Origin of the sequence: Protofrankia sp. Cr2, from assembly GCF_963555885.1 — a bacterium.
In the GTDB taxonomy this organism is placed as follows: domain Bacteria; phylum Actinomycetota; class Actinomycetes; order Frankiales; family Frankiaceae; genus Protofrankia.
In genome coordinates, this window is sequence record NZ_CAUVXG010000016.1 from 62,605 (window position 1) to 78,190 (window position 15,586).

11 protein-coding genes are annotated in these 15,586 nt (G+C 68.1%); 4 read left to right on the forward strand and 7 right to left on the reverse strand.

The genetic code is table 11. The features are described from left to right. Nucleotides 1-480, reverse strand: a 480-nt coding sequence (locus U9978_RS10155) for a MarR family winged helix-turn-helix transcriptional regulator (protein ID WP_322760830.1), incomplete at its 3' end; no start/stop codon positions are given. A 111-nt stretch (nucleotides 481-591) separates the two neighbouring features. Here U9978_RS10155 and U9978_RS10160 point away from each other — a divergent pair. Further along, nucleotides 592-2,751, forward strand: a complete 2,160-nt coding sequence (locus U9978_RS10160; protein WP_322760831.1) for an MMPL family transporter — start codon at nucleotides 592-594, stop codon at nucleotides 2,749-2,751. A gap of 109 nt (nucleotides 2,752-2,860) precedes the next feature. Here U9978_RS10160 and U9978_RS10165 read toward each other — a convergent pair whose 3' ends face one another. From U9978_RS10165 to U9978_RS10185, 5 genes are all read right to left on the reverse strand, one after another. Beyond that, nucleotides 2,861-4,129, reverse strand: a complete 1,269-nt coding sequence (locus U9978_RS10165) for an amidohydrolase (protein ID WP_322760832.1) — start codon at nucleotides 4,127-4,129, stop codon at nucleotides 2,861-2,863. 127 nt (nucleotides 4,130-4,256) lie between these two features. Continuing rightward, the gene (locus U9978_RS10170) at nucleotides 4,257-5,399 is read right to left on the reverse strand and encodes a glutamate--cysteine ligase (RefSeq protein WP_322760833.1); all 1,143 of its coding nucleotides are present in this window, start codon (nucleotides 5,397-5,399) and stop codon (nucleotides 4,257-4,259) included. 307 nt (nucleotides 5,400-5,706) lie between these two features. Beyond that, nucleotides 5,707-7,446, reverse strand: coding sequence for an aspartate--tRNA ligase (aspS, locus tag U9978_RS10175; RefSeq protein WP_322760834.1), 1,740 nt, complete (start codon nucleotides 7,444-7,446; stop codon nucleotides 5,707-5,709). A gap of 292 nt (nucleotides 7,447-7,738) precedes the next feature. Next, nucleotides 7,739-8,128 carry a hypothetical protein gene (locus U9978_RS10180; RefSeq protein WP_322760835.1) on the reverse strand — a complete coding sequence of 130 codons (390 nt, stop codon included), beginning with the start codon at nucleotides 8,126-8,128 and terminating at the stop codon, nucleotides 7,739-7,741. Between the two features lie 502 nt (nucleotides 8,129-8,630). Then, nucleotides 8,631-10,211 (reverse strand): acyl-CoA mutase large subunit family protein, encoded by a 1,581-nt coding sequence (locus U9978_RS10185; RefSeq protein ID WP_322760836.1) that lies wholly within the window; start codon nucleotides 10,209-10,211, stop codon nucleotides 8,631-8,633. 453 nt (nucleotides 10,212-10,664) lie between these two features. Here U9978_RS10185 and U9978_RS10190 point away from each other — a divergent pair, with 453 nt between their 5' ends. The 3 genes from U9978_RS10190 to U9978_RS10200 are packed head-to-tail and all read left to right on the forward strand — an operon-like array spanning nucleotide 10,665 to nucleotide 14,359. Further along, a complete protein-coding gene (locus U9978_RS10190) occupies nucleotides 10,665-11,690 on the forward strand; it encodes a hypothetical protein (RefSeq protein ID WP_322760837.1) in 1,026 nt (341 codons plus the stop codon). Between the two features lie 32 nt (nucleotides 11,691-11,722). Then, complete coding sequence (locus U9978_RS10195) at nucleotides 11,723-12,532, forward strand: purine-nucleoside phosphorylase (RefSeq protein ID WP_322760838.1); 810 nt, start codon at nucleotides 11,723-11,725, stop codon at nucleotides 12,530-12,532. A gap of 18 nt (nucleotides 12,533-12,550) precedes the next feature. Next, the gene (locus U9978_RS10200) at nucleotides 12,551-14,359 is read left to right on the forward strand and encodes a phospho-sugar mutase (protein ID WP_416210916.1); all 1,809 of its coding nucleotides are present in this window, start codon (nucleotides 12,551-12,553) and stop codon (nucleotides 14,357-14,359) included. 186 nt (nucleotides 14,360-14,545) lie between these two features. Here U9978_RS10200 and U9978_RS10205 read toward each other — a convergent pair whose 3' ends face one another. Then, a complete protein-coding gene (locus U9978_RS10205; RefSeq protein WP_322760839.1) occupies nucleotides 14,546-15,211 on the reverse strand; it encodes an isochorismatase family cysteine hydrolase in 666 nt (221 codons plus the stop codon). Between the last annotated feature and the right edge of the window lie 375 nt (nucleotides 15,212-15,586).

Here is a 15,586-nt window from a genome sequence, read left to right on the forward strand (position 1 = left end):
GACCGGCTCCTGGTGCCCGACGGCCTGCCCACGCGCGGCCAGCTCGTCGCCCAGCAGCCCGAGGATGCGCACGAGGTCGGCCTGATCCTGCGCGGACAGTGCGTCGAACAGCGTCGATGCCCGTTCGATGTGTTCACGACCGAGCCTGTCCACGACCCGTTCACCCTTGCTCGTCAGGGTGATAAGCGTCGCCCGGCGGTCGTTCGGATGCCGGGCACGGCATACCAGCCCCTCGTGCTCGAGGGTGTCCACGAGCCCGGTGACGGCCCGGGCGGTCGTTCCGAGATCCTCGACAAGATCACGCATGATGGGCGGATGCGGATGGTGTCGCAGAGCCGACAGCAGTCGCACACCGGCCGGGCTCACACCACCGAAGCCAACAGTAGTCTTAACGTAACGCACCCAGGCGGGACCGAAGCGGGCAAACGCATAGAAGACCTGCTCCCGCAAGGGGGGTTCGACGCTATCACCGTGCGCCATCCATCGGTCACCCATCAGACAAACCGTTACTGGCTTCACAATCACTGGTGGTACTGTTACCGACGTCAACATGCGTAAGCACAGATCATCTTAGCGAGTGGGGAGATGCCGATGCCGGCGCTCGCACGCTGGTGCCTCCGGCACCGTCGTCTTGTGATCCTTGTCTGGATCGTTGCCTTCGCTGTCGGCGGCTTCACAGCCGGCACCACCACCAAACGCCTGACCTTCGACTTCTCCCTACCCGGCCAGCCCGGCTTCGAGACCTCCCAGAAGATACTCGCGACCTACCACACGGAGGGTCAGGGAGCGCCGATCATCCTGGTGTTGGCGGCGAAACCCGGCGACAAGGTCGACGACCAGCAGGCAACGGACACCTTCGCCGCGGTCGAACACGACGTGCATGGCGTGCGGGTCGTCGGGAAGGCCGCCACGGGCGACAACGTCTTCACCACCGCCGACGGGCGGGCCCAGTTCGCCTACGTCTTCTACCCACCGCAGACCAGCTTCGCGTCCACAACCCTGCCCGACCTGAAGAAGTCGCTCGCCGCACACACACCGGCATCGCTGACCGGGACTGTCACCGGCATGGACGAACTCGCGACCAACGGCGGCGCCGACGGGGGGCCGGGGGTACTGGTCGAAACCCTGCTCGCAGGTCTCGGCGCCCTGGCGATCCTCGCGTTCGTCTTCGCCTCCATGCTCGCGCTGGTGCCGCTGCTCGTCGCGGCCGTGTCGATCACGTCAACATTCCTGATCCTGCTGGGGCTGACCTTCTTCGCGGACGTGTCGTTCCTGGTGCAGTTCCTCGTCTCCCTGATCGGCCTCGGTGTCGCCATCGACTACTCGCTGCTGATCGTCACCCGTTGGCGCGAGGAACGTGCCCACGGCCGGGAGAACCACGACGCGATCGTGGCCTCGATGGCGTCGGCGGGCCACGCCGTGCTGTTCAGCGGCATCACCGTCGCAATCGGCCTGGTCGCGCTGGTCGTCATCCCGGTACCCTTCCTGCGCTCCATCGGCTACGGCGGAATGCTCATCCCGGTGGTCAGTGTGGCGGTCACAACGACATTGCTGCCCGCCCTGCTCGGTGGCATCGGCCCGCGGGTGGACTGGCCGCGGATCCGGCACGAGAACACCGCGAGCCGGTTCTGGACCAGATGGGCATCGCTGGTGGTGCGCCACCGCTGGATCGCCGCCGGTGCTGGTGTCGCCATCCTCACCGCCCTGATCATTCCGTTCTTCGGGATCCAGATCGGCACGGCGCAGTCCTCGTCGCTGACGAAGACCGGGCCGGCCTACGAGGCGCTGAAGGTCCTTGAGGACGGCGGTGCGCCGAAAGGCATCCTCACCCCGGCCGAGATTCTGGTCGACACGCCGGCGGCCGGCGACGTGGTGCGGCGCGTACGCGCGGTGGACGGCGTGGCCACCGCGACGGCCCCGACCGGCCCCGCGTCGAACCAGGCCGGCACCTCGATCGTCCTGGCCGTGCCGAACAACGAGACCGCGGGCGGCAGCAGCACCGACCCGATCCGCAGGATGCGGTCCGCCCTTGACAACGTGCCCGGGTTCATCGGCCTGACCGGGCTCGGCGCACTGCAACTGGACTACATCCATGCTGTCTACGGGGCGTTCCCGCTGGCGCTCGGCCTGATCATCCTGGTCACCTACATACTGCTGGTACGCGCCTTCCGCTCGCTCCTGCTGCCGCTCAAGGCGGTGTTGTTCAACCTCGTATCGCTGGGGGCGACGGGCGGGGCCGTCGTGCTGTTCTGGCAGCACGGTTACGGCTCCGAACAGATCTACGGCATTCATGGCACCGGCTCGATCACCTTCTGGCTACCTCTGATGGTCTTCGCGTTCCTGTTCGGCCTGTCGATGGACTACGAGGTGTTCATCCTCGCCCGCATCCGGGAGGAGTACGACGCCAGTGGTGACACCAACGCCGCCGTCATCGAAGGAGTCGGCCGTACCGGGCGGCTTGTCACCTCGGCCGCGCTGATCCTGTTCCTGTCGTTCCTGTCGCTGTCGAGCGGACCGCAGACCGACATCAAACTGTTCGCGACGGCGCTCGGCTTCGGCATCCTGCTCGACGCCACCGTCGTGCGGATGCTGCTGGTGCCGGCGTTGGTGTCGTTGTTCGGCGACTGGAACTGGTACCTGCCGGACTGGACCGCGAAGCTGCTGCGGGTGCAGGAATCCCACATCGATGGCGGCTCGGGTGTTCCGCAGCCTCGGTCCCGCCGCGAGACCGAGGTCCATACGTCCAGATAACCCGGCCCGTCCCGGGGTTGGGTTGACCATGATGGTCAACCCAACCCCGGGGGTTATTCCGGCTGTGCCGCAACAACGGGTACGTCAGGCGTCAGGTACGACAGGTACGTCAGAACGACGCGGCGGCCCGCTCCAGTGCCTGCAGCGCGGACGCGGCAAGGAACCGCACGCCGATTCCGATCGCCGCCTCATCCACGTCGAAGCTGCCCTGGTGCAGGTCGTAGGTGGGTCCCTCAGGTATGCGGGTACCGAGGCGGGCAAGCGCGCCGGGTACGTGGTCGAGATACCAGGCGAAGTCCTCGCCGCCGAGGGACTGCGTAACCGACATCTCCGCGCCGGGCGCAAGCACGCGATGCACGGCCGTCCGGAACAGCTCGATCGTCTCGGTGCTATTCACCACCGGGGGTACCCCACGCCGGTACTCGAGGGCGAGATCGGCCCCGTAGGGGGCGACGATCTGCTCGGCGAGCCGGCGCACGAGCGCCGGCACGTCCTCCCAGGTATCCCGCGACAGCGTACGGACCGTCCCGGCGATGCTGCCCGCCCGCGGAATCGCATTGGCCACGGTGCCCGCCTCGACGTGCCCCCACACCAGCGACAGTGACGAACGTGGGTCCACCAGACGGGACAGCGCCGCGGGTAGTTCCACCGCCAGCCTGGACAACGCATAGATCAGGTCGACGGTGTTCTGCGGACGTGACGTGTGGCCGCCGGGACCGCTCAGAGTGATCCTGACCGAGTCAGCGGCCGAGGTGATGGGGCCCGCACGCAGCCCGATGGTCCCGACGTCCAGGGACGGGTCACAGTGCACGGCCATGGCGGTGGACACCGACTTGAGTACGCCGGCGTCAATCACGTCCAGCGCACCGCCCGGCATGGTCTCCTCGGCCGGTTGGAACACGAGCCGGACCGTTCCCGCCAGCGGGTCGGCGCGGGCGAACTCGGCGAGCGCCAGCCCCACCCCGAGCACGACGGCCGTGTGGACGTCGTGGCCGCAGGCATGGCAGACGCCGGGAACGGTCGAGCCGTAGGGGACGTCCTTCACGTCCAGCACGGGCAGCGCGTCGATGTCGGCACGCACCATGACCATGGGTACGTCGGGCCGATCAGATACCGTGCCCGTCCCCGCAGCGCCGGGGGACGTCGTGGCTGTCGTGGCCCGACCGACCGGGCCGATGTCACACCACAAACCCGTCCCGGCCGGCAACGGGTGCGGCGTCAGTCCGGCGGCCGACAGGCGGGCCGCGATGGCACGGGTCGTCCGGTGTTCCTGCCTGCCCAGTTCCGGATGAGAATGAAGATCACGTCTGAACGCGACGAGCTCGCTTTCATGCTGGTTCAGCCAGCTGGCGACCACCTCGGGTGCGTTCGCCGTCATGTCGGCCGTCCAGCCTGTGCCCGCTGTCCACGCTCACGTCGTGCGCCCGCCCGGATGACCTGGTCAGGGCGGATATCCGCGTACAGCAAAGGCCTGGCCCCACCTCTCCACCACCGTCGGCCCGGATTCACCGTACGGGCCGACGAAACTCCATCTCCTGAAGCAGGGTATCCACCACGGCCACCAGATCCCCATCAGCCCGCCTCGCTGCCATCCGTTGCCGCTCGCTACTCGAGCCGACATCCAGAAGATGCAGGACGTCGGCTAGTTCGTCAGTACATGCCAGCCTGCGCGCCACCGGCAGAAGATCGTCTACAAGATCGACGATCTCATCGCGGATACTGCGCGTCGCGCCACGCTCATCCACGACGATCTCGGCGGCAAGACCGTAGCGGGCGGCCCGCCATTTGTTCTCCTGGACGACCCATCGCTGTGGTGTCGGTAACGTGTAGCCCTGGTCAAGCTGGGTGTTCATCCGGTCGACAAGACACTGCGTCAGGGCGGCGACCGCCCCGACCTCCAACAGTGTCGGCAGCCCGTCACAGACCCGCAGCTCCACCGTGCCGAAGTTCGGATGGGGGCGGATGTCCCACCACACCTCACGAATGGTTTCGGCCGCACCAGAGGACACCAACATCGCCATGAGCTGTTCGAACTGCCCCCAGTCGGCAAGCAGGTACGGCAGGCCCGCGGTCGGCAGGCTCTCGAACAACTTCGACCGCGCCGACGCCAGCCCCGTGTCCAGACCCAGCCAGAACGGGGAGGATGCCGACAGCGCAAGGAAGTGTGGGATGTAGGCGGCGAGGGCGTTCACGATGGGGATCACCTTTTCGCGCGAGCGGACCCCGACGTGCACGTGCACGCCGAAGATCAGAAGGCGCCGGGCGATCCACTGCATCCGGTCCATGAGCGAGGCATAGCGGGGGTCCGGGCTGACCTGCTGCGTGTCATAACGGGACAGTGGATGGGTCCCGCTGCACATCAGCGCGAGCCCCCGCGGCTCGGCCAGATCCGCCAGGAGATCCACGGTCACCAAAAGATCGTTTTTGGCTTCGGTCACGGTGTCGCAGACACCTGTGACGACCTCGATGGTCGACTCGAACAGCTCATACTTGGCCCGTGGCTCGGCGTCCCGGCCGATCTTATTGTGGTACTCGTCGAGAATGGCCGTCGCCGCCCCGCGAAGGTGGCGGGTACCACGATCGACCAGCGCCAGCTCCCACTCGATGCCGAGACTGGACGTCGGCGACGACGAGAACGGTATCTGCATTCCCTGGCCTCCTGCTGCGCACGACTGCTGCATCCGACCCGCGAACCGCTCTGCCCGCCGTGTCCGAACCAGCCAGCACGGTGGCTGGCGACGGATTCGTCGGTCATACCCGCGGGATACCGCGCAACGCGCACCGTCCAGGACTACCCACCACGCCGGGGGCAGCATGATCACGAAAGCTCGTGATCATGAGTACCGCAGGGATGCTGGAACGGGACGCGCCAACCAGGTAACGGTAGGTCGCGCCACGGTCAACCGGAGGCTTTCGCCATGAATCGTGTGCAGGATCCTGGCCCGGTATCGATGCCTAGGCGGAGGGCAGCACCCGGATGCCCAGCTCACGCAGCTGGCGCGGCTCGATCTCGGTGGGCGCGCCCGTCATCGGGTCAAGGCCGGACTGGGTCTTGGGAAACGCGATGACCTCGCGGATGTTGTCCTCACCGGCCAGGATCGCCACGAGCCTGTCGATCCCCACGGCGAACCCGCCGTGGGGCGGCGCGCCAAAGGAGAACGGCGTGAGGAAGAAGCCGAACCGACGGTCGGCCTCGGCCGCGGAGATCCCGAGCGCTGCGAAGACCCGCTGCTGCAGGTCGGGCTCGTGGATCCGGATCGAACCCGAGCCCAGCTCCCAGCCGTTGAGCACCAGGTCGTAGGCGCGGCTACGCACCGCCAACGGCTCGGTCTCCATCTTGTCGACATCATCGGGATGGGGCCGGGTGAACGGGTGGTGGCCGGGCTTGGGCCGTCCGGTCTGCGCGTCGACCCCTACGAACAGCGGGAAGTCGACGACCCAGACGTAACGGAAGCCGCCCGCACCGGCGGCCGGCCGTCCGAGGTCGTTGCGGAGCTGACCGAGCACCTCGCACACGGTCGCCCACTCGTCCGCGACCAGCAGGAGGAGGTCTCCGGTCTCACCGCCGGTCGCCTTCACGATCCCGGCGAGCTCCGTAGCGGACAGGAACTTCGCCACCGGGGATTCAAGCGTCCCGTCCGCGCCGACCCGCATCCACACCAGACCCTTCGCGCCGAGCTTCTTGGCCCGGTCGGTCAGGGCGTCCAACGCCTTGCGGTTGTGCGTGGCCGAGCCACCGGGGACGCAGATGCCCTTCACCGCGGGTGCCCCCGCGAACGCCTGGAAGCCGCTCGCCGTGAAGATCTCGGTCAGTTCGACGAGCTCCATGCCAAAGCGCAGGTCGGGTTTGTCCACTCCGAACCGGTCCATGGCGTCGTGCCAGGTGATCCGCTCCATCGGCGGCTGCGCGACGCCGGTCACCGTCTCGGTCGCGGCCAGCACCGCGGCCGAGATCACCTCAAGCACGTCGTCCTGGTCGACAAAGCTCATCTCGACGTCGAGCTGGGTGAACTCGTACTGCCGGTCGGCCCGTAGATCCTCGTCGCGCAGGCACCGGGCGAACTGGAAGTAACGGTCGGTGCCGCCGACCATCAGCAGTTGCTTGAACAGCTGCGGGGACTGCGGCAGCGCGTAGAAGCTGCCCGGCGCCTGCCGGGACGGGACCACGAACTCCCGGGCGCCCTCAGGGGTGGACGGCATCAGCAGCGGCGTCTCGACCTCGACGAAGTCCCGGGGCACCAGGGTGGAGCGCAGCGCGGCCAGCACCGCCGAGCGGATCCGCAGGTTGCGCTGCATCCGCTCGCGGCGCAGGTCGAGGTAACGGTAGGTGAGGCGGGTCGACTCGTCGACCGAATCGGCCCGGTCGTCGATCGGGAACGGCGGCGGCGTAGCGGCGGCGAGCACGGTCACCGTGCAGTCCCGTAGCTCGACCTCACCGGTACCCAGGCCCGGGTTGACCGTCCCCTCGGGCCGGGCCGCCACCGTGCCGGTGACGCTCAGGACGTACTCCGACCGGGCGTCGACAGACCCGTCCACGACGCACTGCACCTGGCCAGAATGATCGCGCAGGTCGACGAACATCAACGACTGGCCGTGCTGGCGACGGTGGGCAACCCAGCCGCACACCGTGACCGTCGCACCGATGTGCTCTGTACGCAGCGCACCGCACAGGTGTGACCGCATCGCCGTTTTCATCGACCCGTCCGTCCCGCTTCCCTCGGCCCTCGCCCGCACCTTCAGGGCGTGCCTGACCCGACCGACCTTACCGGCCAGGAAAGCCGTGACCAACCGGATACGCCCACGCGCCCGGCGTCACCCCGTCCGACCTCGTCGGGACCGGCCAAACCACCCGTCCAACCGGCGGCCAACCGCCCACGCACCTAACGGCTAACCGCCCACGCACCTAACGTCCAGTTCACCATGCACCCTGCGGCCAACTGTCCACTGATCACGAAGTCAGATCGCGATCGGGCCTGGTCAGAGCGGCCTACTGGCGGCGGCGCAATGCCCGGATGAGGCGGGAGACCTCGCCGCGCAGGCTTGCCGGCACCCGCAGCACCTGCCGACCGGCCGGGGTCAGCAACTCAACGGTGATCAGGTCACCGCGCTTGCGCCCCTGGGACGCCGAAACCGTTCGCCGGTCGAACGCCACGTCGAAATAGTCACCCGCCCGCGGGAACGGCGCGACAACCAGCAACCGCCGGGTGGTGAGCAGGATCCAGCGGGATGTCCCCAACCGGCGCCCGACGAAGCGTTCGGCCCTGGCGGTGAGCGCACCGGGACCTGCGGGGTCGGTGAGCCGGCCCCGCAGCACGACCTCGGTGAACTCCCCCGGCTCCAGCCGCACATCCGGTGGCCTGGCCCGACGTGCCGGCATGCCTCGCACGCGTCCCAGCCTTGCACCACCGGGCACCACACGCGTCCAGGCCAGCACGGGCGCAAGGCTGCCCTGCCCACGGCTCGGCGCTGTGATACCTACCTATCACTGGCGCATCCTTGTGATACCAAACAGCCCTGTAGGTATCACAAGGCCACCTGACGCCTGTGCCCAGTGGCCGGGATGCAGGGGGAAGCCTGGCCAGGTCGAGGAGTCGCCGCATGCCCGGAGGGTCTGCAAGGCGACGAGAACCACCCGGCCAAAGGCAGCGCAACCATGCACTTCTGCGCTGCCGGCGGCCGACGGTCATAGGGCCAGGGTTTCCCCTGCGACTGGTGGCCGGGATGCAGGGGGAAGCCTGGCCAGGTCGAGGAGTCGCCGCATGCCCGGAGGGTCTGCAAGGCGACGAGAACCACCCGGCCAAAGGCAGCGCAACCATGCACTTCTGCGCTGCCGGCGGCCGACGGTCATAGGGCCAGGGTTTCCCCTGCGCCCGGCCACTTCAGAAGGCGTCGGCGGGGCGGTACACCCCCCAGACCGCACGCAGAGCGTGACAGACCTCACCGACGGTAGCGCGGGCGCGCAGGGCCTCCTTGAGCGGATAAAGGACGTTGTCCGTCCCCTGCGCGGCGGCTTTGACCGCGTCCAGGCAGCGTGTCACCTCGGCGTTGTCGCGGTCGGCCCGCAGTGCGGCCAGCCGGGCGGCCTGGTCGGCCTCGATCGACGGGTCCACCCGCAACGGCTCATAGTGGTCCTCCTGCTCGGCCCGGAACCGGTTGACGCCGACCACGGTGCGCGAGCCGTCCTCGATGCCCTTCAGAACCGCGTACGCGGAGTTCTCGATCTCGCTCTTCTGGTAGCCCTGCTCGATCGCGGCGACCGCTCCCCCGCGCTTTTCGACCTGGTTCATCAGTTCACGGGCGGCGTTCTCGACCTCGTCGGTCAGCGCCTCGACCGCGTAGGAGCCGGCGAACGGGTCGACGGTGGCGGTGATGTCCGTCTCGTAGGCGAGGACCTGCTGGGTACGCAGCGCCAGCGTCGCGGCCTTGACCGTGGGTAGGGCGATGGCCTCGTCGTAGGAGTTCGTGTGCAGACTCTGAGTACCGCCCAGCACGGCCGCGAGGCCCTGCACCGCGACCCGGACGAGATTGACCTCGGGCTGCTGCGCGGTCAGCTGCACACCGGCGGTCTGGGTGTGGAAGCGCAGCATCATCGATTTGGGGTTGGTCGCACCGAAGGTGTTCTTCATCACGTCTGCCCAGATCCGGCGGGCGGCGCGGAACTTCGCCACCTCCTCCAGCAGGGTCGTGCGGGAGACGAAGAAGAACGACAGCCGCGGTGCGAACTCGTCGACCGCGAGCCCGGCCTCGATCGCCGCCCGAACGTAGGCGATGCCGTCGGCGAGGGTGAACGCGATCTCCTGGGCGGGGGTCGCCCCGGCCTCAGCCATGTGGTAGCCGGAAATCGAGATCGTGTTCCACTTGGGGATCTCGTTGCGGCAGTAGGCGAAGGTGTCCGAGACCAGCCGCAGTGACGGTGCCGGCGGGTAGATGTAGGTGCCGCGAGCGATGTACTCCTTGAGGACGTCGTTCTGGATCGTCCCGGTGATCTTCGAACCCGGAACGCCCTGTTCCTCGGCGACCAGTTGGTAGAGCAACAGCAGGACCGACGCGGGCGCGTTGATGGTCATCGAGGTGGAGACCTGGTCGAGCGGGATGCCGTCGAAGAGCAACCGCATGTCCTCGATCGAGTCGATCGCCACGCCGACCTTGCCGACCTCACCGTGCGCGATCGGCTCATCGGAGTCGAAGCCCATCTGGGTGGGCAGGTCGAAGGCGACGGAAAGCCCGCCGGTGCCGGCGGCGACGAGCGAGTGGTAACGCTCGTTGGACTCCCGCGCGGTGCCGAAGCCCGCGTACTGCCGCATCGTCCACGGCTTGCCGGTGTACATGGTCGGGTAGACGCCCCGGGTGAACGGATACTCGCCAGGCGCGCCGAGACGCTCCGACAGATCCTCAGGAAGATCGGGTGCACCGTACACAGACTTGATCGGCTGGCCGGACTCCGACAGACGCTCGCTCATGGCCAGATGGTAGGGAAAGCCGGCCCCCGCGTGCGCGCCTCATAGTTGCCACGCGCGTCACCGCCGCCTCCACACTGATCAACACGGCGGCCTACGCCGGGGGTTGGGGCCTACGCCGGGACCTGCCTGGGCCGGCGGCAGGGAGGGCCAACCCGATAATCCGCATCGTGGATACACAAAACAGATAATCCAGACAATACAACATTCTTTCTTCGTGTTTCGTCGACTGTGCACACATCGGAAGCCCACAACGTCTACCCTTTTCCACGGGAGGCTCCACGGATCAACAGCTCTTCACCGCCGGTCGAACCAGCGCACCGCCGCGCCGGTTCATATCGCCCGACCGTGAGGGGCATGCCCGGAGCCCGACGGGCGGGTAGGCCAAACGGTGCGCGATCACGGCTCCTTTCGCGCGTCCACAGGCCCGAGTCAGGACGGGAACGGGGCTGATCCATGACCCACTACGCCATGACCCAGTTAACCGTGGAGACGATCAGGGCGGAGCTCGTCGCACTCTCGACCGGACGTGGTCTGAACCTCGAGAAAATAGCCGACTCACCGCTGGTGAAACTACCGGAAACACCAGGTGAATGGACCGACGGTCAGCGCGCGACGGCATTACAGAGAATCATAGCCGAGTGCTGTCACGCGCTATCCCAGGAAAAGCTGCGCACCGGGGCACAGGTCGGTTTCAACATCGACGGTGAAAATCCGGGCGATCCGTCCTTGACCGCCCGGATCGACGCACTCGCCCGCCGGCGGGGCAGGCACGAGCGCACCGTTCGTGAATGGTTCTATCGGGGGACGAGCGAGGTGGCGCTCCTCCTACAGCAACGGGTCGCAGAGCTGAACATCCGCGACGGCTGGCGAGAATATCTTGAAAACGACGGCATCGGAGATCTTCTGGAAGCCGGGTCGCACCGGTTCTCTCTCGACCGGACCGAGATCCTGGTCCGGCTCTCCGGTCGGTTCCTCACGGAAGTTCTGGTGTTCCGGTCGCTGGTCGCACTCGACGACGGTGTCGATCATTACGTCGCCACGTCCCGCTATCACAGCGACCCTCGGCCCGGCGTGGTCTTCCTGGAACCACTGGCAAACTGCGTGGTCCGCCGGTCCGCATTCACCTCGAACGGGCATCAGCTCTCCGAACTCGAATTCCCGGCGCCCCTTCCGCCCGGCCGCCGTATTTCCTTTGCCTACCGGCTGCGGGTGCAGAGCGACCGTGAGATGGTCCCCGTCCTGAGTTATGTGCCGAAAGCACAACAGGACAACCGGTACATACTGCAGGTACAGTTCGACCCGGCGACGACGCCGGATCGGCTGTGGTACTTCGCCGGTGTGCTCGGCCCGGAGACCCGGCTGCATCCGGATAACGAACATCAGTGGCTCCGGCCGAGCGGTCTGGGCTATGTGCGCAAGGGCTTCGTCGAGCTTTCCCGCGGCCTTCACTACGGAGTGGCGTGGGACTGGCCGCTCTAGGGCAAGGTCCCCAGGGAAGCTACAGTCGCCGCATGCGGCCCACCCTCCAGGCATCGGATGCCTCGGCTTCGGCGGCGCGTCTGGCCGAGCTCACCGGGATCGAGCGTCATGACGTCGCCGTGATTCTCGGGTCCGGTTGGCTGCCGGCGGCAGACGTGCTGGCCGCGGCCGGTAGAACAGCCGGCGAGACAACGGTTACCGAGCTCGGTGGCTTCGTGCCGCAACGCGCGCCCGGCCACGCCGGGAAGGTTCGTTCCATCACGCTCGGCGGGCGCCACCTGCTGCTCTTCCTCGGCCGGGTCCACGCCTATGAGGATCATGACCTGTCTGTTGTCACCCACAGCGTTCGGATGGCCTGCGCCGCCGGCGCGTCCACGGTGGTACTCACCAATGCCGCGGGCGGGCTCCGGGAGGACTACAGCGTCGGCCAGCCGGTCCTCGTAGCCGATCATCTGAACCTCACCGGGCGCAGCCCACTGATCGGTCCGCGATTCGTCGATCTCACCGACGCCTATGCCCCGCGTCTGCGTGACCTGGCACGCACTGTCGATCCAACCCTCACCGAGGGGGTGTACGCGGGCCTGCCTGGGCCGCATTTCGAAACGCCGGCCGAGATCCGGATGCTGCGGACGCTCGGCGCGGACCTGGTGGGCATGTCAACCATCCACGAGACGATCGTGGCCCGGGCCGAAGGTGCCGACGTGCTCGCCCTGTCTCTGGTGACCAATCTCGCGGCCGGTATGAGCGGCACTCCGCTCGACCACCGTGAGGTGTTGGCGGCCGGTGCCGCCGCCGCCGAGCGGATGGGCTCGCTGCTCGCCGCGGTCGTTACCAGGCTCTGAGCGGGTCCGCCGCGGTGAATGATCGACACAGTCGACCCGTCCGCCACAGGCGACCCGGCCGATACAGTCGACCCGGCCGATACAGTCGACCCGGCCGATACAGTCGACCCGGCCGCCATGGTTGAGGCGGATTGCGATCTCGTCGCCCGGGTCCGGGACTGGATCGCGGGTGACCCCGAGCCCGCCGACCGCGCGGAACTCACCCGTGCGCTCGAGGCCGGTGACCTTCCGGCCCTGCGAGCCCGGTTCTCCGGTGCCCTCCGGTTCGGCACGGCGGGGCTGCGGGGGCCGCTTCGCGCCGGCCCCGCCGGGATGAACACCGCGGTCGTCCGACGTGCGGCGGCGGGACTCGCGGCGTGGCTGCGCTCGCCGGATCCGGGCCGGGCAGCGCCGCTGGTTGTCGTCGGCGCGGACGCCCGGCACGGCAGTGAGCGGTTCGCGCTCGACAGCGTCCGGGTGCTGGCCGGCGCGGGACTACAGGCCGCCCTGCTGCCGGTGCCGGTACCCACGCCGGTGCTCGCCTTCGCCGTGCGCCAGCTCGGCGCGGACGCCGGGATCATGGTTACCGCCAGCCACAATCCGGCGACCGACAACGGGTACAAGGTCTACCTGGGCGCACCGGCCGGAGACCCGGCGCACGGAGCGCAGCTCATCGCTCCGGTCGACACGATGATCGAAGCCGCGATCGACGCCGTCGGACCGGCCGCCTCCATCCCCGTGAGCGATGACTGGACGCGGCTCGGTGACGAGATCCGGTCCGGCTACATCGAGGCGGCGGCGCTGTGGCCCGCAAGCGACATGACCGGCGACATGAGCGTCGCCGCGGACCTCCGGGTGGCCTACACCCCGCTGCACGGCGTCGGTGCGGACACTCTGCGTGCGGTGTTCACCCGCGCGGGGTTCGCCCCACCGTTCATGGTCCCCGAGCAGGCGCGACCCGACCCGGACTTCCCGACCGTGGCGTTCCCGAACCCCGAGGAGCCCGGGGCGATGGACCGGGTCCTCGCCCTCGGCCGGGCGGTGGCCGCCGACGTGGTCATCGCCAACGACCCGGATGCGGATCGCTGTGCGGTCGCGGTGGGCGTGCGCATCCTCACCGGCGACGAGGTCGGGCTGCTCCTTGCCGACGAGGTGCTGCGTACCCGCCCCGGCCCGGTCGCGACGACGGTGGTCAGCTCCCGCGCCCTGGCCACGCTCGCGGCCGCGTACGGCGTGGCGTGCATCGAGACCCTCACCGGCTTCAAATGGATCATGCGGGCACACCCTGGCCTCGTGTTCGGTTACGAGGAGGCGCTCGGCTACGCGGTAGCGCCCGGCCTCGTCCGCGACAAGGACGGGATCACCGCGGCGCTGGCCATCGCCGGGATCTCCGCGGCGGAGAAGAGCCGTGGTCGCACCCTGCTCGACCGGCTCGACGACCTTGTCCGCCGGTACGGCCTGCACGCCACGGCTGCGGTGTCGGTCCGCATCACCGATACCGGGCAGCTTTCTTCGATCATGAGCATGCTACGGGCCGAGCCCCCGACCCGCATCGGCGATGCGGCGGTCGTCGACGTGCGTGACCTTGCCGCCGGCCCGAGCGTCGACGGCGGCAACGGCAACGCTGCCGACCTGCCAGCGGCCGACGTGATTATCTTTCGCCTCGCCGATGGCGGACGGGTGGTCGTCCGTCCCAGCGGCACCGAACCAAAGATCAAAATCTACCTGGAAGTAACCGTCCCGGTCACCCGCGACGCCGGACCCGACGAACTCGCCACCGCCCGCGCCCAAGCCGACGCCCGCCTGACCACCCTGCGAAGCGCCGTCCGGACGATCATCGCCCGGTAACCACCCGAGCTCGCGGATGTGGTCAATTCTCTGCCTGGGTAAAAGATGGCGAAGCACATCGATGAGTTGAACCGGAGTGTCCTCGTCGAGAAGGATGCGCATCAGGCTACCGCCGTACCTCGCTCCGCCGCAGGTCTCAAGTCAACACCGCCTCCGGCGTTATGGCACCAGCCGTGCCGGGGGCTCTCATGTGGGCGGGCGCACGTTGAGGTTCCTGGTGACCTCGTTGCTCGATGCGCAGGGAACGCCCATTGCGACCGCTTCCTGGATGTGATTGGGCTGGATGCCGGAGATGGCATCGGAGACAACGAGGACTCGGTAATCGCGTTCGCTGGCGCCGTAGACGGTGGCGCGGGGGCAGTTGGGATAGTTGCAGCCGGCGATGACCACCGTGGTCACGCCAAGGCGGCGCAGGTGGTGGTCCAGCGCCGTGCGGTGAAAGGCGCTCCAACGCGGCTTCCAGAGCGCCCATTCATGCTCGGCGAGCACCTGCCGGTCGCCGAGCAGCAGACGGTCCGGGTCGAGCGCGGGGGCACCGTCGGGCTGCAGCTCGGGAACTATCTGGGAGCCGGCGGAGCCGGGCCGCACGATCGGTGCGCCGGAAGCGATCAAAGTGCGGCGGGGCAGGTCGACATCGTCGCCGTCGTAGAGTCGAACCACATGCATGATCGGCAGGCGGGCCACTCGATACGCCCGGAGCAGCCGGGTGATCGTTGGGAGCACATGGGTGGTGCCGGGGACGGGGCAGGCCCCGCCATCGACAAAGTCGACCTGGGTGTCGATCACCAGCAGAGCGGAGCTGGCCATCTGTGGTGCGATGTGCGGGTCGAGCGCACCGGGCCAGGCAGCCATCCGCACCGTCTCCGTTCTCGTGCCACCAGCCGAGAGACCCGCGGGGCCTTGGCGGGCAGGACAGCCTTGCCATTGACAGGTCGAACGTCAGCGCCCGCCCGGAGCGGCAACCGAGCAAGTCTCCTCCAGCACCTCGCGCAGCGCGGCCTGGGCGGTCCAGGTGATTGCCACCGGCCAGTCGATCTACTCGCTGTCGTCGGTAACCGGCGCTTCGAACGCCGCCCCCCCAGCTAGGCGATGGGGCCGCTACGACGAGGGGCTGAGCGCCTGATCTCGCTGACGTCGCGGATGCCTTCCGTGTGGCTGCGCTACTTGACGGCATGATCCGAGATGTGGGGACGTCCCGGCGCTGATCAACGGGACTTCTGGTCGCTT